This window comes from Phaeobacter sp. QD34_24 (assembly GCF_028890115.1).
In the GTDB taxonomy this organism is placed as follows: Bacteria; Pseudomonadota; Alphaproteobacteria; order Rhodobacterales; family Rhodobacteraceae; genus Phycobacter.
The window spans coordinates 89,043-106,083 of the sequence record NZ_JARCJD010000005.1 but is presented as its reverse complement, the minus strand read 5'-3'; the positions used below and the strand labels follow the sequence as shown (position 1 = coordinate 106,083).

Genomic DNA, 17,041 nt, shown 5'->3' with positions numbered 1-17,041 from the left:
CGTGTCTCAAGTTATTGGCGTAGCGCTTTAGGATGCAGGCCCCAGGGTCTCGCAGCTCACGTTGCGGGCATTGAGCCGCCGACAGGCCAGTTCGGCTCCTTCCTTGGTCATGCCGAGGAAATTGGCTTCGAAGCCCTGTTTGGATTTGGCGACCTTGCGCAGGGTGCCGTTCAGGGTCTCCATTTCCGACAGGGCGGTGCGCAGCAGCACCTTCTCGGCCTTGTAGCGGCTGGTGTAGCGGCCGACGTTGATGCCCCAGTAGCGCCCGCCCGAGGTTGAAAGTCGCGTTACCACAACCGGTTCCGGCTGGGCGGCGCTGCCTGCATCGGTCAGGTGGCTGGGACGGGGCACCGGGCGCAGCCCCTTGAAGACGGTATTGACGGTGGTGACATCGGTTGGCGCCGGGGCGGAAGCGGGCACCACTTTGGCCTCGGCCATGGCCGCCTGAACGCTGGCCTGCAGCACCTCGGGGTCCAGCCGTTGCGGTGCCGTTGCGGCGATGGTGTCTGTGATATCTGTCGCTGCGGTGTCTTCGCTGGTAGTCTGCGCCTCTGCCACAAGAACCGGTGCCTCGAGCACCTGGGGGCGCAGGCGGGGACGCAGGCTGGTCTTCACGCTGCCACTGACGCGGATGGTCTTGCCTGCCGCGCCATCGGGCGCGTTGTCTGCCACAGTGATGTTCTGATTGCCTACATAGGTCGGCACCGCGGGTTTGCGCAGTTTCGCCTGCGATGGCGCCCGGCGAAAGCCGAGGTCCAGGAGTTCAGCCACCTTGGCATTGCGCGAGGTGGAGGACTTGCCGCCAAAGACGGTTGCGATGATCCGCTCGTTGCCGCGCTTGGCCGAGGCGACAAGGTTGAAGCCGGCAGCCCGTGTGTAGCCCGTCTTAATGCCGTCGGCGCCCTTGTAGGCGGCGAGCAGGCGGCGGTTGGTGTTGGGGACCGTGCGCACGCCCGCATCGGCGGACTTGCGGGAGAAGAGATTGTAGTACTCGGGATAGTCGTAAAGGATATGCCGCCCCAGGGTGGTCATGTCACGGGCCGTGGACATATGGCCGCTTTCGGTCAGCCCATGGGCGTTCTTGAAGGTGGTGCGGGACATGCCAAGCGCCTTGGCGGTGCGGGTCATGCGGCGGGCAAAGGCGGCCTCGGAACCGGACAGCGCCTCGCCGATGGCGGTTGCGGCGTCATTCGCGGATTTCACCGCCGCCGCGCGAATGAGATAGCGCAGGGCAATGCGCTGGCCCGATTTCAGCCCCAGCTTTGACGGTTGCTCGGCGGCGGCATTGCTGCTGATGCGGACCTTGGTGTCCAGGGTGATCTCACCGTTTCGCACCGCCTCGAAGGCGATATAGAGCGTCATCATCTTGGTCAGAGAGGCCGGGTGCAGGCGGGTGTCGGCATTGCGCGAATGCAGCACTTCACCGGTGCGCGCATCCATCACCATCGCCGCATAGGGCGCGGCCAAGGCTTTGGGTGGGGCAAGGCCCGCAAGCACAACTGTGAGAACAACACCCAGAACCCAAGCCACCTGGCGGGGCATCACCCCCAGGGCAAAGGTCACAGGATGAAACCTGACCTGTTCGATATCTGCCATTTCTGCCTCATGCCGCCGGTTTTCCGGCTGACGATTTTGCTGCTTTAAGCAAATCGTAGCATGTGTTGCCTTCGGAATAAATAACTTGCTTGGGCCGCATCTCTTGGGCTCAGCGCGCTTTCGCCCATATCTTGTGGTAAGGAGGGGCCGGTGCCGCAAGATAAGTCGTTGGTTAAGAAAGTGTTGACAAAAAAACTCGTAAATTCGGGCGTTTTGGCGGGATTGCGCCGCGGTGGCGGGCGCAAGTGATGCGGCCCTGCCACATGTCGCAGGCTGCTGTTTGGTGATTTGTCCGATGCGGATCAGGGATGCGAGAGCACCACGTCGATCAGGTCCTGAAGCTGGCCCAGATCTGGGATCTCGTGATACCGTGCGTGACCCTCCGGGGCTTCGGCATGTTCGACCTCCCAGACCAACCCATGCGGCACATAGGTGCCCCAGCCGCCCGCCTCGATCATCGGCACCACATCCGAGCGCATGGAATTGCCCACCATCATCGCACGTTCCGCGCCATCGCCGTGGCGCTCAAAGATCTCGGTGTAGATGGCGGGGGTCTTTTCCGAGACGATCTCGACCCCGTCGAACATCTCGCCCAGGCCGGATTGCGCCAGCTTGCGCTCCTGGTCCAGAAGATCGCCCTTGGTCACCAGGATGATCCGGTAGCGATCCGCCAGCTGTTCGACCGCCGTGCGGGCATGGGGTAGCAGTTCGATCGGGTAGGAGAGCATCATCTGCCCGGCCACGATCAGTTCCTTGATGACATGGGCGGGGACCTGCGAGTCGGTGACATCGATCGCGGTTTCGATCATCGACAGGGTGAAGCCCTTGACCCCGTAGCCATAGCGGCCAAGGTTGCGTTTCTCCGCGTCCAGCAGCCGCGCGGCCAGGGCATCCGCGCCCATATCCAGCGGTGTGTGGTCCTGCAGCAATTCGGCAAATCGCTCCTGGGTGACTCGAAAGAACCGCTCGTTGTGCCAGAGCGTATCGTCCGCATCAAAGCCGATTGTTGTCAATTTGCCGCCCATTGCTGCAACACACTCCCTTTTCCTGCGCGCTCAAACCGCTATATATGCGAGAATACCAATCCAAGCACGACCGGAAAACAGACGCCATGCCGCTTCAGCCAGTGATGATGACGGACAACTCGGATGACGATACCGATCTTGGTGTCCTGACCAAGACCCGGCCGAAAACCCAGCGCCCGCCACGTTACAAGGTGCTGCTGCTGAACGATGACTACACGCCGATGGAATTCGTGGTGATGGTGCTGGAGCGGTTCTTTGGCATGACCCATGCGCAGGCCTTCGAGATCATGCTGACCGTGCACAAGAAAGGCCTGGCAGTGGTCGGGGTGTTCAGCCATGAGATCGCCGAGACCAAGGTGGCCCAGGTGATGGATTTCGCCCGTCGGCATCAGCATCCGCTGCAATGCACCATGGAAAAAGAAGACTGAAGAGGTCCCAAGATGTCCCTACGCCTGTCGCTCGCGCTTGAGACGGGCGGCTTTGCGCTGCCCGAAGAGGGGCGCATCGCCGTATTCCATCCGCGCAGGGATCATGACCTGGCAGCGCTGCCCAAGGACAGGCTGCTGCTGATCCAGCCGATGCGGGCCGAATATGATGCCTTTGCCGCCCAAGGGTACGACTGCCGCCCGGATTTGCCTGCGGATATGCGCTTTGCCGCGGCGGTGGTGTTCCTGCCGCGGGCCAAGGTGCAGGCGCGGATGAATGTGGCGCAAGCCGCGACCGCGACGGATGGTCCGGTGCTGGTGGATGGCGCCAAGACGGATGGGATCGATTCGATCTACAAGGCGTTGCGCAAGGCGACCTCTCCTTCTGCGGCCGTTTCCAAGGCGCATGGCAAGGTGTTCTGGTTCGATGGCGAAAAAGACCTCCTGTCGGACTGGCTGCCCGAGGCAGAGACCACGGTCGAGGGCTTCTTGACCCTGCCGGGGGTGTTTTCTGCCGATGGCATCGATCCGGCCTCCCGGCTGCTGGCCGAGGCCCTGCCTGGCAAACCGGGTCGGGCGGTGGCCGATCTGGGTGCGGGCTGGGGGTATCTGTCTCGTCAGATCCTGACCCATGCCGAGGTCGAGGAGCTGCATCTGGTGGAGGCCAATCACGATGCGCTGGCGTGCGCGCGCCGCAACGTCGATGATCCACGCGCGGCGTTTCACTGGGCCGATGTGCAAGCCTGGAAGGCCCCCGGCGCGATGAATGCCGTGGTGATGAACCCGCCCTTTCACAGCGGCCGCAGCGCCGAGCCCGAGCTGGGGCAGGCCTTCATTGTCGCGGCCGCTTCGATGCTGACCGCCTCGGGGAGCCTGTGGATGGTCGCCAACCGGCATCTGCCCTATGAGACAACCCTGTCGCAGCGCTTTGCCCATGTGGAAGAGGTGGCCGGGGACAATCGTTTCAAGGTCCTGCACGCCAGCCGCCCGAAAAAGCTGCGGCGTTAGGGCTTCTATTGCCGGTTTTCAAACGGTGCGCTCCGGTCTAACCTCCGCCCCAGTTTGCGCAACCTTTCCCCAATCTTCGGAGTGTCCGCATGTCCTTCTCGATTTCCGGCAAGACCGCCATCGTGACCGGTGCCTCAAGCGGGATCGGGCTCGCGATTGGCAAGAGGTTTGCCGATGAGGGCGCAAACGTGATGTTTGCCGATACCAGTGAGGCCACCCTGATCGCCGAGCTCGGAGAGCAGGTCGAGGATGGCAATATCCGCTATTTCGCGGGTGATCTGCGTGAACGGCTGACCATCGCCAACCTTCTGTCGGCCACCATCGACGCCTTCGAGGAGGTGGATATCCTGGTCAATGGCGCCCGCCAGGTGGTGCCGAGCGATCCGCTGGACCCCAAGGACGATTCGCTCGAGTTGCTGCTGACGGAAAACCTGCTGCCCGGTCTGCGCCTGTCGCAGCAGGTGGCGCGGCGCATGATCAAGCAGGGCGAAGGGCGCGAGCCGGGCACGCCGCGCGGTGCGATCATCAACCTCTCCTCCATCGCTGCTCGGCGCACGCATCCTGATCTGATGGCCTACTCGGTCGCCTCGGCGGCGCTGGACCAGCTGACCCGCTCCCTGTCGGTCTCCTATGCCCCCCATGGGGTGCGGGTGAATTCGATCGCCTTTGGCTCGGTGATGAGCGCTTCGCTGCGCGATACCCTGAAAGACAACCGCGCTTATCGCCAGGATATTGAAAAACACACGCCGCTGGGCCGGATTGCGGCGCCGACGGAACTGACCGAGACGGCGCAGTATCTGGCGTCTGATGCCTCCGGTTTTATGACCGGGCAGATCCTGACGGTGGACGGCGGGCGCACTCTGCTTGATTCCGTTGCCGCCCCGGTTCACTGACCCCGCGTGCCCCAGAAACAAGACCCAAAGAGACCCGCTTATGACCGCTGAGATGACAGATCAGAAATCCCGTGCCGCCGCCTGGTTCCGCGCCCTGCGTGATGACATCGTCGCCGCCTTCGAAGCGCTGGAAGACAGCCATGACACCGGCCCCTTTGCCGATCAGGCGCCCGGACGGTTCGAGGTGAGCGAGACCTCCCGCACCTCCGAGGACGGATCGGATGCCGGTGGCGGGCTGATGAGCGTGATGCGCGGCGGCCGTGTCTTTGAAAAGGTCGGCGTCAATATCTCCGAGGTCTATGGCACCCTTGGGGAACGGGCGCAAAATGCCATGGCGGCCCGCAAGGGCATTCCCGGCATGAAAGAGGATCCGCGCTTCTGGGCCTCGGGCATTTCGCTGGTGGCGCATATGCAGAACCCCCATGTGCCTGCGGTCCATATGAACACCCGCATGTTCTGGACGCCGCATGCCTGGTGGTTCGGGGGCGGCTCGGACCTGAACCCTTGCATCGAATATGACGAGGACACGGCGCATTTCCATGCCCAGCAGAAACAGCATCTCGATCCGCATGGCGCCGATCTTTATCCGCGCCTGAAGGAATGGGCGGACGAGTATTTCTATATCCCGCACCGCAAACGTGCGCGCGGGGTGGGGGGCATCTTCATGGATGACCGCTGCACCGGCGACTGGGAGGCGGATTTTGCCCTGACCCAGGACATCGGTCGCGCCTTCCTGCCCGCCTATCTGCCCCTGGTGGAAAAACGTCGGGTGCAACCCTTTGATGCGGCAGACAAGGACGCGCAGTTGGTGCATCGCGGTCTCTATGCCGAATACAACCTGGTCTATGACCGGGGGACCAAGTTTGGCCTGGAAACCGGTCACGATGCCAATGCGGTGCTGATGAGCCTGCCGCCAATGGCAAAATGGGTGTGACCGGGCCGCGCTCATCACAGGGCTTTCTCTGCGCACCGCGGTGAGGCTATGCTTGCGGTGTTGAGTGTTTTTATTTGAGGGGGGCTTATGCTCCGGTTTTGGCTTGCCTTGGTTCTTGTCCTGGGGGTGTCCGGCTGCGGGCAACCGCCCGAACCAGAGCAATCAGCGCCGACTCAACGCCCCGATGCTGAACAGCTTTCTGAGCTTGTGACCTTCCCGAGGTTCGGCGATAGCGATCCCCATTCCTGGGAGGGGCGAACGCCCTATTCCTATGCCATCCACGGCATTGATGTCTCTCGCTGGCAGGGGGAGATCGACTGGGCCAAGGCCAAACGGGCAGGGGTGTCCTTTGCCTATCTCAAGGCGACCGAGGGCGGCGATCTGGTTGATCCGATGTTTCGGGAAAACTGGCGTGCGGCGGGCCGGGCCGGGCTTCCACGCGGCGCCTATCACTACTTCTATTTCTGTCGTCCCGCTGAACAGCAAGCGCGTTGGTTCATTCGAAATGTTCCAAAGGATGCCCGCGCGCTTCCACATGTGCTGGATATGGAATGGAACCCCCATTCAAAGACCTGCCGGTTGCGCCCGGATGGGGCCAGGGTGCGGACCGAAGCGCGCAAGTTCCTGAACATCCTCGAAGCCCACTACGGGCGCCGTCCGGTGATCTACACCACAGTGGATTTCTTTGCCGAAACCGGGATCGGACGCTTGAAAGGGGTGGAGTTTTGGCTGCGTTCGGTCGCAGGACATCCACGCAAGACCTACCCTGCCGCCTATTGGCGGCTCTGGCAGTATTCGGGGACGGGGCGGGTGTCGGGTATCGAGGGAGACGTGGATCTCAACGTCTTTCACGACAGTCCCGAAACCTGGCTGCGCTGGTCCGGTCAGCTAAAGCCATGATTGGCGCTCAGGCGCGGCGCCAGCCTGCCTCTGATAGGGCCTGACCATAGCTGCGTGCAATGCGCATCTGCTCTCCCAGCCCCTTGTCCAACAGGAGGGCGTGCATGGATTTCAACTGCCAGCAGGGCACATGCATCACCATGTGATGCTCCAGGTGGTAGTTCACCCAATAGGGCGCCACAAGCAGCCGGGCGATCGGTCCGGCCCGTGTGGTACGCACGTTCTGCAGCGGATTCTCGGACTGTTCCGTGGCGCCATGCTCGGCAATGTTGCGCACTCGCAGCACGAACTGGAACCAGGTCAGATAGGGCAGCAGCCAGAAGGCCAGCCCCCACCACCAGTCTCCGATCAGGCTGAACAGAAGGGTGATGCCAAGAAAGACTGGCAGTGCCCCCCAGAGGCGCGGCGCCTTGAAGCTTTGGGCGAAATCGGAATTGGCCGCCTTGATCGCATCCTCATCCCCGGCCAGTTGCAGCGACATCAGGATTTGCCCGACCAGCTGCTTGATCCCGGTCTGCCCGGTCAGATCACGGGTGAACTTGCGCCGCAGGGAGGCGCGGGAGGTGGGAAACTTGGCCGAGAGCACCAGATCCGGGTCCTTCTCGGTCTGGGTAAAGCGGTGGTGGGTCAGGTGATAGTGCCGATAGGCGGCAAGATCGGCCAGGATCGGCCGCCCGCAGAGCCAGTCTCCGGCGATCTCGTTCAGGCGGCGGGTCTTGAACAGGGCGTTATGCGCGGCCTCATGCATCAGGATCGCCAGCCCCAGCTGGCGCGAGCCGATCACCATGATTGCCAGCACAAAGGTCAAGGGATTGGGCCAGAGCGCAAACAGCGTCAGCGCCAGTGCGATGGTGCCCCAGCAATGCATGAGCAGCCACAGCCCCATCAAGTCTGATCGTTCGGCCAGGGGGCGGATTTCATCCGAAGTGAGATAGGTCTTTCCCGGTGTCATGATCGCAGTCCTCCCGCCCCGAAGTGTTCAGGGCAGGGGCGCTCCGGTCAAGAAGGGCGTGGCGTCAGGACGCGTTACCCGCGCCAGTCAAAGAAGCCTGTTCCGGCCTGCGCCAGCAGTTTCGCAGCCATTTCGCGACCCAGGGCTGGGCCGTCCTCGATGGCGCAGCTCTGGGCATCCTGCAGGGCTTCTGAGCCATCGGGACGCAGCACTTCGCCGCGCAGGCGCAGGGTGCTGCCGTCCAGTTCCGCCAGTCCCGCAATCGGCGTTTCGCAGGAGCCATCCAGCGCCGCCAGGAAGGCGCGTTCCGCCCCCAGGCGCTGGGCGGTTTCCAGGTCGTGGATGGCCGCCAGCATATCGGCCGCGCGGCTGTCCCCTTCGCGCCGTTCAATGCCGATGGCCCCCTGCGCCACGGCGGGCAGCATGTCATCCGTATCGATGCCGGTTGCGGGGACATCGCTCATGCCTAGGCGGTTGAGGCCCGCCATGGCAAGGAAGGTGCAATCGGCCACGCCATCGGCCAGCTTCTTCAGCCGGGTCTGCACGTTGCCGCGGAACTCGACCACCTGCAGGTCGGGACGCCGGTTCAGCAGCTGCGCACGCCGCCGCAGGGAGGAGGTGCCCACCACCGCCCCCGGTGCCAGATCGGCGATGGAAGACAGGCTGGGAGAGACAAAGGCATCGCGCACGTCCTCGCGCGGCAGGTAGCAATCCAGTACCAGCCCTTCGGGCTGCGCCACCGGCATGTCCTTCATCGAGTGAACGGCAATGTCGATGCCGCCACTCAGCATGGCCTCTTCGATTTCCTTGGTGAACAGACCCTTGTTGCCGATCTCCTTCAGCGGGCGATCCGCCGCGATCAGCGCCTGATTGTCGCCGGTCGTCTTGATCACCACGATCTCGAACGCGTCCTGCGGCAGGTCGAATGCGGCGGCCAGACGATCGCGCGTCTCATGCGCCTGGGCCAGCGCCAGGGGCGATCCACGGGTGCCGATCTTCAGGGGCGAGGCGGGGGAGGGCAGGTTCTGTGTCATGTCAGAACCTTTATTCGCGACATTATGCCGTGACAAGCATGAGGCTCACTGCCCTTGACAATTTGCCGCTTTGGCTAGACCTCAGTAAGCCAGAGACAAGCGAGGGATCCCATGGCCGAACAGAAGAAACTGCTGCGCGCATTGGCAGGTGAAAAACAGCATGTGCCGCCGATCTGGATGATGCGCCAGGCCGGTCGCTATCTGCCGGAATATCGCGCAACACGTGCCGAGGCCGGGGATTTCCTGTCGCTGTGCTACAATTCCGAACTGGCGGCCGAGGTCACCCTGCAGCCGATCCGCCGCTACGGGTTCGATGCGGCGATCCTGTTTGCCGATATCCTTCTGGTGCCGCAGGCGCTGGGCGCCGATCTGTGGTTCGTGACCGGCGAAGGCCCGCGCCTGTCCACCATCACCACCGATGCGGATTTTGCCAAGCTGGGACCGGTCAGCGACATTCACGAGACGCTGAACCCGATCTACGAGACCCTGAAGATCCTGAAACGGGAACTCCCGAGCGAGACGGCGCTGATCGGTTTTGCCGGGGCGCCCTGGACCGTGGCGACCTATATGATCGCGGGACGCGGCACCCCGGATCAGGGACCAGCGCACGCGCTGAAGGCGGAAAACCGTCCGTTGTTCGAATCCCTTCTGGCGCGGATCACCGAGGCGACCATCGATTACCTGTCAAAACAGATCGAGGCGGGCGCCGAGGTGGTCAAGATCTTTGACAGCTGGGCGGGATCGCTGAAAGGCGAGGACTTCCAGAACTACGCGCTGGAACCCTGCCGCCAGATCACCGCTGCGCTGAAAGAACGCCACCCGGGCATTCCGGTCATCGGTTTCCCGCGCGAGGCGGGCGAGGGCTATATCGGCTTTGCCAAGGCGACCGGTGTCGATTGCGTTGCAGTGGACAACTCGGTGACGCCCGAGTGGGTTGCGGAACATGTGCAGGTGGATGGCTGCGTGCAGGGCAACCTTGCCTCGCGCCACATGGTGACCGGCGGTCAGGAGCTGATCGACGAGACCCGCCATATCGTCAACGCCTTGCGCGGTGGGCCGCATATCTTCAACCTGGGCCACGGCATCACACCCGATGCAAACCCGGACAACGTGCAGCTGATGATCGACACGGTCCGCGAGGGCTGATCGCGCGTCGCAGCATTTCAGACAGGATGTGAGTGGACAATGGATTACGGCAAACAGGGCGGCCCAAAACTGGGCCGCAACGCGCCCCGGCATAGCGAGCACAATGCCAAGGGAACCGAGAAGAACCCCTATAGCAAGCGTGAGAGCAAGGCCGAGTTGCTGGCCCGGATGAAGAAGGCCGCCGCCCAGAAGGACGGCTGACCCGATGCCCCTGGCGCTATTGCGTCAGGGTGCGGGCGATCAGTTCCTTCATGATCTCGTTGGAGCCGCCGTAGATCTTCTGCACGCGGGCATCGGCGTACATATTGGCGATCGGGTATTCCAGCATGTAGCCGTAGCCGCCATGCAGCTGCAGGCATTCGTCGACCACGTCGCATTGCATCTGCGTCACCCACCATTTCGCCATCGAAGCGGTGGCGGCGTCCAGCTCTCCGCGCAGGTGCTTGGTGACGCAGTCATCCAGGAACACCCGGGCGATATGGGCGATGGTCTTGGCCTCGGCCAGTTTGAAGCGGGTGTTCTGCATCTCGATCAGGGCTTGCCCAAAGGCGCGCCGCTCCGAGGTATAGGCGACGGTGTCCTCCAGCGCCCTCTCGATCACGGCGGCAGCCCCCAGGGCGATCACCAGCCGTTCCTGCGGCAGCGCCTTCATCAGCTGGTAGAACCCCTGTCCCTCGACCCCGCCTAGCAGGTTCTCGGGCGGCACGCGCACATCGTCAAAGAACAGCTCCGATGTGTCCTGGCTCTTGAGGCCCAGTTTTTCCAGGTTGCGGCCACGGGCGAACCCGTCGGCGCCCTCGGTTTCCACCACCAGAAGCGAGATCCCCTTGGCGCCAAGCGCGGGATCGGTCTTGCAGACCACGATGACGAGATCGGCCTGCTGGCCATTGGTGATGAAGGTCTTGGAGCCGCTGAGCACATAGTCGTTGCCGTCCCGCAGGGCATTTGTCTTGATGTTCTGCAGGTCCGACCCGGTGCCGGGTTCGGTCATGGCGATGGCGCAGACCATTTCGCCGCTGGCCATCTTGGGCAGCCAGCGCCGCTTCTGATCCTCGGTGCCGTAGTCGAGGATATAGCCTGCACAGATCTGGCTGTGGACCGAGTTGCCAAAGCCGGAAAACCCGGCGGCGCGGAACTGTTCGGTGGTGATCACCGCCTCGTGGCGGAAATCGCCGCCCATGCCGCCATATTCCTCGGGGACGCTGGCGCAGAGCAGGCCGAACTCCCCGGCCTTGTTCCAGAACTCCCGGTCGATATGGCCCTGTTTCTGCCAGCGTTCCTCGTGCGGGGTCATCTCGGCGGTGAAAAAGCTGCGGCAGCTGTCCTGCAGCATCGTGAGCTCGTCATTCATCCAGGGTGAGACATGCGCTGTCGTTTGGGCTGTCATGGCTTCAGTCCTTCTTGCGGCCCAGTTCGGCCAGGATTTCATCTGCGTGCTGCCCCCGTGCGGGGCTTTCGGGCGCGGTCCAGTCGCCAGTGCCAGAGAATCGCGGTGCCGGGGCGGCCTGCAGCGCGCCATGGGCTTCGACCCAGGTGCCGCGGGCATTCATGGGGTGTGTCAGCGCCTCGCCGGGGCTGAGCACAGGCGCGACGCAGGCATCGGTGCCTTCGAAGATCCCCGCCCAGTGATCGCGGGGCTGGCTGGCGAAGGTCCCGGCCAGGCACCCGGTCAGGGCAGGCCAGAGCGCCTTGTCGAACTGGCGCTGGAATTCGGGATCCTCCGCAAGGCCCATCAGATCCAGGAACTGGGCATAGAACTTCGGCTCAAGACATTGCACCGACATGAAACCGCCATCGGCGCAGGCGTAGGTGCGGCTCCAGTGCGGACCATCCAGCAGGTTCTGGCCCCGCGCATCAGCAAAGTTTCCGGCCTGACGGATGCTCATCAACAGGTTCATCATATGGGCCGATCCGTCATAGATCGCCGCATCGACAACACATCCTTCGCCGCTGGTGCGGGCGCGCAGGATCCCGGCCAACATGCCCGCCACCAGATACATGGCGCCGCCGCCGATATCACCAACCAGCGTGGCAGGCGTCAGCGGCGTATCGCCGGGGTTCGATCCGTACCAGAGCGCGCCGGACAGGGAGATATAGTTCAGATCATGCCCGGCGGCATGAGAGAGGGCGCTGTCCTGGCCCCAGCCAGTCATGCGGCCAAAGACAAGGCTCGGGTTCACGGCATGGCAGGCCTCAGGCCCGATGCCGAGTTTCTCCATCACGCCGGGGCGAAAACCCTCGATCAGACCGTCGGCCGTTTCCACCAGGGCCATGAAGGTCTCGATATCGTCGGGATCCTTCAGGTCCAGCGCGATCGAGCGTTTGCCGCGATCCAGTACCGAACGTTCCGGCATGCCGGGGGTGACACCGCCGCCCTTGCGGTGGATGCAGATCACATCGGCGCCCATATCGGCCAGTGTCATCGCAGCGAATGGGCCGGGGCCAAGACCCTCGACCTCGATAATGCGGGTGCCTTGCAGCATGATGTCGTCTCCCCCCTCTTGATGGCCCGCCCCCTGGGGAGAGCAGGCCCTGTTTCACATCAGGTGCCCGACAGGCCGCCGCCCACGATCAGGGTCTGGCCCGAGACATAGTTGCTTTCGGGAATGCAGAAGAGATAGACGCCGCCCGCGGCCTCTTCCGGCGTGCCTGCGCGGCCCAGGGGGATCATCATCTCCATGCCCTGCACCAGTTTCTTGGGGATGCCGATGCCGATCTTGTTGCCTTCGACCTCGATCGATTTCTTCTCGTCGGTGGCTTCGGTCAGGCGGGTGGAGATCATGCCGAAGGCCACGGCGTTCACGTTCACCTTGAAGCGGCCCCACTCCTTGGCCATGGTCTTGGTCAGGCCGACGACGCCGGATTTCGCGGCCGAGTAGTTGGCCTGACCGGCGTTGCCGCCGGTGCCCGAGATGGACGAGATATTGACCACCTTGCGGAAGACCTCGCGCCCTTCGGCGGCCTCCTGAGCGGCGGCTTGCGAAATGAAGGGGGCGGCAGCGCGCAGGATCTGGAAGGGCGCCTTCAGGTGCACATCAATCATGGCATCGAACTGCTCGTCGCTCATCTTGCCGATGAAGCTGTCCCAAGTGTAGCCCGCGTTGTTGACGATGATGTCGACGCCGCCGAACTTGTCGATCCCGCCTTGGATGAAATCCTCGGCAAAGCCGGCGGCGGTGACCGAGCCCGCAACGGCCAGGGCCTTGCCGCCCATGGCTTCGATTTCGGCGACTACCTCGTTCGCCGGTTCGGCATCCAGATCGTTCAGCACCACATTGGCACCGTCTTCCGCCAGTTTCAGCGCGATGGAGCGGCCGATGCCACGGCCTGCGCCGGTGACATAGGCGGTCTTGCCTGCAAGTTTGCTCATTGAGTCTCGTCCTTTGTCTTTATGGCAGCTCGATCAGCGCGGTTCCGGCCAGTTTGACCTCGCCGTTCTGATCGGCAGCCTCGATTTCCAGCGCCACCAGATTGCCGTCGCGTTTTTCCACCACCTTGCCGGTGCAGGTGATCACCGCATGCACCTGGGTGATCGCCACGAAACGGGTGGTGAATTCCCGCAAGGCCGATTGCGGCACCCATCCCGTCAGCAGGCGGCCCAGATAGGCCATGTTCAGCATGCCATGGGCAAAGACGTCGGGCATCCCAGCGGCTTTGGCGAAATCGATGTCGATATGGATCGGGTTGTGATCGCCCGAAGCCCCGGCAAACAGCGCCAGTGTGGTGCGGGTGATTTCCTTGGTGGTCAGCGGCGGCAGCGGGTCGCCCACCTTGATCTCGGCATATGTTGGCATTGTCATTGCGGATGCCTCACGATCACGGTGCGGGTCATGCTGCCGGCATCCTCGCCCAGCTGGTTGGTGGCCGAGGTCTTCAGATGCACGAACTCCATGGCGCCGCCCTTCTTGGCGTAGATATCGGTGACTTCGCTGACGAGTGTCACGGTGTCCCCGGCGCAGATCGGCGCGCCATAGGTAAAGGCCTGCTCGCCATGCAGGACCCGCGCAAGGTCGATCTTCAGAAGGGTGATGAAGTAGAAGGGATCTTCCCGGTCCAGATCGAGCGAGAACAGATAGGTGGGCGGCGCCAGCAGGCCGCGATAGCCTGCCGCCTGCGCGGCTGCCTCATCCAGATAGACGCGGTCGCTCTGGCCGGTGGCGCGGGCAAAATCCCGCAACCGGCCTTTTTCGACCGTGACCGAATAGGGATCGGTCACGTGGCCGACATATGAGGTATCGATCATCGCCGCCTCACTGCGCCTGATACATGGTGACGACGCAGGCACCGCCCAGACCAAGGTTGTGCTGCAGCGCGGTGCGGGCACCTTCTACCTGCGTGCTGCCTGCGGTGCCGCGCAGCTGACGAGTCAGCTCGTAGCATTGCGCAAGACCAGTGGCGCCCAGCGGGTGCCCTTTGGACAAGAGACCGCCCGAGGGGTTGGTCACATATTTGCCGCCATAGGTGTTGTCGCCATCGGCGATGAACTTCGACGCGCCGCCCTCGGGGCAGAGGCCAAGACCTTCGTAGGTGATCATCTCGTTATGGGCGAAACAGTCGTGCAGCTCGACCACATCCACATCGTCGATGCCGATGCCGGTCTGCTCCTGCACCTGTTTGGAGGCAGCGGCGGTCATGTCATAGCCGACGACCTTCATCATGTCGTGGTCTTCAAAGGTGCTGGCGTAATCGGTGGTCATCGCCTGGCCGATGATGCGCACATTGCCGCTCAGCCCGTGTTTCTTGGCGTAAGCCTCGCTGACCACGACCGCGGCGGCCGCGCCGCAGGTGGGCGGGCAGGCCATCAGGCGGGTCATCACGCCCTCCCAGATCGTGGGGCTTTCCAACACGTCCTCGGGGGTCAGCTCATTGCGGAACAGGGCCAGCGGATTGTTCACCGCGTGGCGGCTGGCCTTGGCGCGGATGCGGGCCAGATCCAGCATGGTGGAGCCGTATTTCTCCATATGCGATTTGCCCGCGCCGCCGAAATAGCGCAGCGCCAGCGGGATCTGGGGATTGCCAACCAGATCGTCGGTTTCCGCATCAAAGGCATCAAAGGGGCTGGGTCGGTCGGTCCAATGCGAGGTGAGCGCGCCGGGTTGCATATGTTCGAACCCCAGCGCCAGCGCCACGTCGACGGCACCCGATTCCACCGCCTGACGCGCCATGAACAGGGCGGTCGACCCGGTTGAGCAATTGTTGTTGACGTTCATCACCGGAATGCCGGTCATGCCCACCTTGTAGAGAGCGGCCTGACCGCAGGTGCTGTCGCCATAGACATAGCCCGCATAGGCCTGTTGCACCGCATCATAGGGCAGACCCGCATCCGCCAGCGCATCGCGCACGGCGGCGGCGCCCATTTCCGTATAGGGGTCATTCTGGCCGGGCTTGGCGAATTTGGTCATGCCCACCCCGGCGACCATCACATGTGCAGTCATTGGTTCTCTCCCCTGCGCGTGTCAAAACTGTGTGCGAGTCGAAATTACACTTGCGGGTTACTTTCAATGCGGGCTGGGCAAACTGTCAAGAACCGTGTAACTGGTGAGTGTAATTACCGGGCGTCAATCGATGGGGCTTTGGGTGTGCGCAGGGGTATGACGGGCATTCGCGATGGGAAACAAGACCTGGGCCAAGACGGCGACAAAGGCGGCAGACAGCCGCAGCGCGCAGCGCGAGATCAAGCGCCGCGCGGTGCTGATGGCCGGGGCACGCCTGTTCAACGATCAGGGCTATGAGCAGACCTCGCTGGAGGATATCGCGGCGGCGCTCAATATCACCAAGCGCACGATCTACTATTATGTGCAAAGCAAGGAGGACATCCTGTTTGGGTGCCATCAGCTGAGCCTGGAGTTCCTGGGCGAGGTGATGGAGCTGAGCCGTGATGACAGCCTGCCGGTGGAGGAGCGGATCTCGCGTCTGATCCGGGGGTACTGCGAATGGGTCTCGACGGATCTGGGCGCCAGCCTTGCCATGGTGCGCCCGCACAGCCTGTCGCCCGAGCGCCGCGAGGCCCTGCACGAGGGCAAGGCCCGCGTGGATTTTCAGCTGCGTACGCTGATCGAACAGGGTATCCGCGAAGGGGTGATCCGCCACTGCGATCCACGGCTTGTGGCCGCAGGGGTCTTTGGGGCGCTCAATTGGATCCCCTTCTGGAACCGCACCGCGCGTCCGGTTCCCCATGAAGAGATCGCCGAACAGTATCTCGCGATGCTTCTCAATGGGCTATTGCCGGTGCCGCGTGAGCCCTCGGATATGTGACATCAAGGGTTGTCACCCAACCGGGTGCGGAATCTGCGAGGGGGCATGCCGGTGCCCTTTGCAAAGACCCTGCTGAAATGGGCCGGATCGCTGAAGCCCAGTTCATAGGCGATCTGGGCCGCGCTGAGAGAGGTGTAAAGCAGCATCCGGCGTGCCTCGCGCAGCATGCGTTCGTTCACCAGATGCGAGGCCGACTGACCGGTGGCCTGATGCACGATGCGATTGAGGTGGGTGGGAGACACGGCCAAATCATCAGCGTAATCCGCCAAAGGACGGCGGCTGCGAAAGTGCTGCTCAACCAGGGTTTCAAAGCGGGTAAACACTGGGCTGCCTTCGGTGTGACGCCCCTTGCCTTCGGCTTCGTGAATGTGGCGGGCCGCCAGGGCTGTCAGGGCGCCTGCCAGGGCGCGCAGCATCTGGGCCCGCGCAAAGCTCTGACCGTGATATTCGCGAAACAGGGTTTCCGCCATGCTGTGCAGCTCTTGCGGTAGGGGCTGCACGCAGGGGTGATCCAGCGGACCATGCACCCCTTCGCCCGCGCGAATGGAGTGATCCAGCAGATCCGATGGTAGGGTCGCGACCCAACCCATGGTGTCGGGGTCAAACTGATACCCATGCACCACGCCGCGCGGGATATTGACGAAACAGGGGGCTGGCAGGTCATTGGGCTTGCCGTCCAGGTCCACCTTGCCGCCGCCGCTGGTCATGAACAGAATTTGATGCAGCCGCGCATGCCGATGCGGGGAAAGCTCCCAGTCGTGTTGTTCCGAGCGGGAGCGAATGGTCTCCACATGGAGCACATCCGCCAGTTCGTCGGTTTCCCCGAACAGGTTGTAGCTGCGGATCTGAAGCGCATCGGTCATGTACGAAATA

General features: G+C 63.0%; 19 protein-coding genes. 8 read left to right on the top strand and 11 right to left on the bottom strand.

Annotation, left to right across the window (positions count from 1 at the left end; translation table 11 throughout):
* Nucleotides 1-27: 27 nt before the first annotated feature.
* The gene (locus PXK07_RS05510) at nt 28-1,596 is read right to left on the bottom strand and encodes a D-alanyl-D-alanine carboxypeptidase family protein (RefSeq protein ID WP_274847202.1); all 1,569 of its coding nucleotides are present in this window, start codon (nt 1,594-1,596) and stop codon (nt 28-30) included.
* Nucleotides 1,597-1,898: 302 nt separating this feature from the next.
* Nucleotides 1,899-2,621, bottom strand: coding sequence for an HAD family hydrolase (locus PXK07_RS05505; protein WP_274847201.1), 723 nt, complete (start codon nt 2,619-2,621; stop codon nt 1,899-1,901).
* An 86-nt stretch (nt 2,622-2,707) separates the two neighbouring features.
* Between PXK07_RS05505 and clpS the strand changes: the two genes are divergently transcribed.
* From clpS to PXK07_RS05480, 5 genes are all read left to right on the top strand, one after another.
* A complete protein-coding gene (clpS, locus tag PXK07_RS05500; RefSeq protein WP_274847200.1) occupies nt 2,708-3,049 on the top strand; it encodes an ATP-dependent Clp protease adapter ClpS in 342 nt (113 codons plus the stop codon).
* A 12-nt stretch (nt 3,050-3,061) separates the two neighbouring features.
* Nucleotides 3,062-4,054 (top strand): class I SAM-dependent methyltransferase, encoded by a 993-nt coding sequence (locus PXK07_RS05495; RefSeq protein WP_274847199.1) that lies wholly within the window; start codon nt 3,062-3,064, stop codon nt 4,052-4,054.
* An 89-nt stretch (nt 4,055-4,143) separates the two neighbouring features.
* The gene (locus PXK07_RS05490; protein WP_274847198.1) at nt 4,144-4,947 is read left to right on the top strand and encodes an SDR family NAD(P)-dependent oxidoreductase; all 804 of its coding nucleotides are present in this window, start codon (nt 4,144-4,146) and stop codon (nt 4,945-4,947) included.
* 40 nt (nt 4,948-4,987) lie between these two features.
* Nucleotides 4,988-5,881 carry an oxygen-dependent coproporphyrinogen oxidase gene (gene hemF / locus PXK07_RS05485; RefSeq protein WP_274847197.1) on the top strand — a complete coding sequence of 298 codons (894 nt, stop codon included), beginning with the start codon at nt 4,988-4,990 and terminating at the stop codon, nt 5,879-5,881.
* An 87-nt stretch (nt 5,882-5,968) separates the two neighbouring features.
* A complete protein-coding gene (locus tag PXK07_RS05480) occupies nt 5,969-6,781 on the top strand; it encodes a glycoside hydrolase family 25 protein (RefSeq protein ID WP_274847196.1) in 813 nt (270 codons plus the stop codon).
* Nucleotides 6,782-6,788: 7 nt separating this feature from the next.
* Here the strand turns inward: PXK07_RS05480 and PXK07_RS05475 are convergent, their stop codons facing one another.
* Together PXK07_RS05475 and hemC are read right to left on the bottom strand one after the other, a co-directional pair.
* The gene (locus PXK07_RS05475) at nt 6,789-7,733 is read right to left on the bottom strand and encodes a fatty acid desaturase family protein (RefSeq protein ID WP_274847195.1); all 945 of its coding nucleotides are present in this window, start codon (nt 7,731-7,733) and stop codon (nt 6,789-6,791) included.
* 74 nt (nt 7,734-7,807) lie between these two features.
* On the bottom strand, nt 7,808-8,767 hold the full coding sequence (gene hemC, locus PXK07_RS05470; protein WP_274847194.1) for a hydroxymethylbilane synthase: 960 nt from the start codon (nt 8,765-8,767) through the stop codon (nt 7,808-7,810).
* 111 nt (nt 8,768-8,878) lie between these two features.
* Here hemC and hemE point away from each other — a divergent pair, with 111 nt between their 5' ends.
* Together hemE and PXK07_RS05460 are read left to right on the top strand one after the other, a co-directional pair.
* Nucleotides 8,879-9,913 (top strand): uroporphyrinogen decarboxylase, encoded by a 1,035-nt coding sequence (gene hemE, locus PXK07_RS05465; protein ID WP_274847193.1) that lies wholly within the window; start codon nt 8,879-8,881, stop codon nt 9,911-9,913.
* Nucleotides 9,914-9,952: 39 nt separating this feature from the next.
* Nucleotides 9,953-10,114, top strand: coding sequence for a hypothetical protein (locus PXK07_RS05460; protein WP_274847192.1), 162 nt, complete (start codon nt 9,953-9,955; stop codon nt 10,112-10,114).
* Between the two features lie 16 nt (nt 10,115-10,130).
* Here the strand turns inward: PXK07_RS05460 and PXK07_RS05455 are convergent, their stop codons facing one another.
* From PXK07_RS05455 to PXK07_RS05430, 6 genes are read right to left on the bottom strand one after another with little or no spacing between them, the layout of a single operon-like run.
* The gene (locus PXK07_RS05455; protein ID WP_274847191.1) at nt 10,131-11,300 is read right to left on the bottom strand and encodes an acyl-CoA dehydrogenase family protein; all 1,170 of its coding nucleotides are present in this window, start codon (nt 11,298-11,300) and stop codon (nt 10,131-10,133) included.
* Nucleotides 11,301-11,304: 4 nt separating this feature from the next.
* The gene (locus PXK07_RS05450) at nt 11,305-12,396 is read right to left on the bottom strand and encodes a CaiB/BaiF CoA transferase family protein (RefSeq protein ID WP_274847190.1); all 1,092 of its coding nucleotides are present in this window, start codon (nt 12,394-12,396) and stop codon (nt 11,305-11,307) included.
* 59 nt (nt 12,397-12,455) lie between these two features.
* Nucleotides 12,456-13,283 (bottom strand): SDR family NAD(P)-dependent oxidoreductase, encoded by an 828-nt coding sequence (locus PXK07_RS05445; protein WP_274847189.1) that lies wholly within the window; start codon nt 13,281-13,283, stop codon nt 12,456-12,458.
* Nucleotides 13,284-13,302: 19 nt separating this feature from the next.
* A complete protein-coding gene (locus tag PXK07_RS05440; protein WP_274847188.1) occupies nt 13,303-13,713 on the bottom strand; it encodes a MaoC family dehydratase in 411 nt (136 codons plus the stop codon).
* Entirely contained in the window at nt 13,710-14,156 is a 447-nt protein-coding gene (locus PXK07_RS05435) for a MaoC family dehydratase N-terminal domain-containing protein (RefSeq protein WP_274847187.1), read from the bottom strand. The genes PXK07_RS05440 and PXK07_RS05435 overlap by 4 nt, the downstream gene beginning before the upstream one ends.
* Before the next feature lie 7 nt (nt 14,157-14,163).
* Entirely contained in the window at nt 14,164-15,348 is a 1,185-nt protein-coding gene (locus PXK07_RS05430) for a lipid-transfer protein (RefSeq protein ID WP_274847186.1), read from the bottom strand.
* Between the two features lie 172 nt (nt 15,349-15,520).
* Here PXK07_RS05430 and PXK07_RS05425 point away from each other — a divergent pair, with 172 nt between their 5' ends.
* Complete coding sequence (locus PXK07_RS05425) at nt 15,521-16,168, top strand: TetR/AcrR family transcriptional regulator (RefSeq protein ID WP_274847185.1); 648 nt, start codon at nt 15,521-15,523, stop codon at nt 16,166-16,168.
* 2 nt (nt 16,169-16,170) lie between these two features.
* On the opposite strand, the gene PXK07_RS05420 is transcribed toward PXK07_RS05425, so the two are convergent.
* Nucleotides 16,171-17,031: a helix-turn-helix domain-containing protein gene (locus PXK07_RS05420; protein ID WP_274847184.1), complete on the bottom strand. Its 861-nt coding sequence runs from the start codon at nt 17,029-17,031 to the stop codon at nt 16,171-16,173.
* Between the last annotated feature and the right edge of the window lie 10 nt (nt 17,032-17,041).

Coding starts and splice junctions, on each gene's coding strand:
- PXK07_RS05510 (WP_274847202.1), bottom strand. CDS start 1,596: ATGGCAGATATCGAACAGGTCAGGTTTCATCCTGTGACCTTTGCCCTG.
- PXK07_RS05505 (WP_274847201.1), bottom strand. CDS start 2,621: ATGGGCGGCAAATTGACAACAATCGGCTTTGATGCGGACGATACGCTC.
- clpS (WP_274847200.1), top strand. CDS start 2,708: ATGCCGCTTCAGCCAGTGATGATGACGGACAACTCGGATGACGATACC.
- PXK07_RS05495 (WP_274847199.1), top strand. CDS start 3,062: ATGTCCCTACGCCTGTCGCTCGCGCTTGAGACGGGCGGCTTTGCGCTG.
- PXK07_RS05490 (WP_274847198.1), top strand. CDS start 4,144: ATGTCCTTCTCGATTTCCGGCAAGACCGCCATCGTGACCGGTGCCTCA.
- hemF (WP_274847197.1), top strand. CDS start 4,988: ATGACCGCTGAGATGACAGATCAGAAATCCCGTGCCGCCGCCTGGTTC.
- PXK07_RS05480 (WP_274847196.1), top strand. CDS start 5,969: ATGCTCCGGTTTTGGCTTGCCTTGGTTCTTGTCCTGGGGGTGTCCGGC.
- PXK07_RS05475 (WP_274847195.1), bottom strand. CDS start 7,733: ATGACACCGGGAAAGACCTATCTCACTTCGGATGAAATCCGCCCCCTG.
- hemC (WP_274847194.1), bottom strand. CDS start 8,767: ATGACACAGAACCTGCCCTCCCCCGCCTCGCCCCTGAAGATCGGCACC.
- hemE (WP_274847193.1), top strand. CDS start 8,879: ATGGCCGAACAGAAGAAACTGCTGCGCGCATTGGCAGGTGAAAAACAG.
- PXK07_RS05460 (WP_274847192.1), top strand. CDS start 9,953: ATGGATTACGGCAAACAGGGCGGCCCAAAACTGGGCCGCAACGCGCCC.
- PXK07_RS05455 (WP_274847191.1), bottom strand. CDS start 11,300: ATGACAGCCCAAACGACAGCGCATGTCTCACCCTGGATGAATGACGAG.
- PXK07_RS05450 (WP_274847190.1), bottom strand. CDS start 12,396: ATGCTGCAAGGCACCCGCATTATCGAGGTCGAGGGTCTTGGCCCCGGC.
- PXK07_RS05445 (WP_274847189.1), bottom strand. CDS start 13,283: ATGAGCAAACTTGCAGGCAAGACCGCCTATGTCACCGGCGCAGGCCGT.
- PXK07_RS05440 (WP_274847188.1), bottom strand. CDS start 13,713: ATGACAATGCCAACATATGCCGAGATCAAGGTGGGCGACCCGCTGCCG.
- PXK07_RS05435 (WP_274847187.1), bottom strand. CDS start 14,156: ATGATCGATACCTCATATGTCGGCCACGTGACCGATCCCTATTCGGTC.
- PXK07_RS05430 (WP_274847186.1), bottom strand. CDS start 15,348: ATGACTGCACATGTGATGGTCGCCGGGGTGGGCATGACCAAATTCGCC.
- PXK07_RS05425 (WP_274847185.1), top strand. CDS start 15,521: ATGGGAAACAAGACCTGGGCCAAGACGGCGACAAAGGCGGCAGACAGC.
- PXK07_RS05420 (WP_274847184.1), bottom strand. CDS start 17,031: ATGACCGATGCGCTTCAGATCCGCAGCTACAACCTGTTCGGGGAAACC.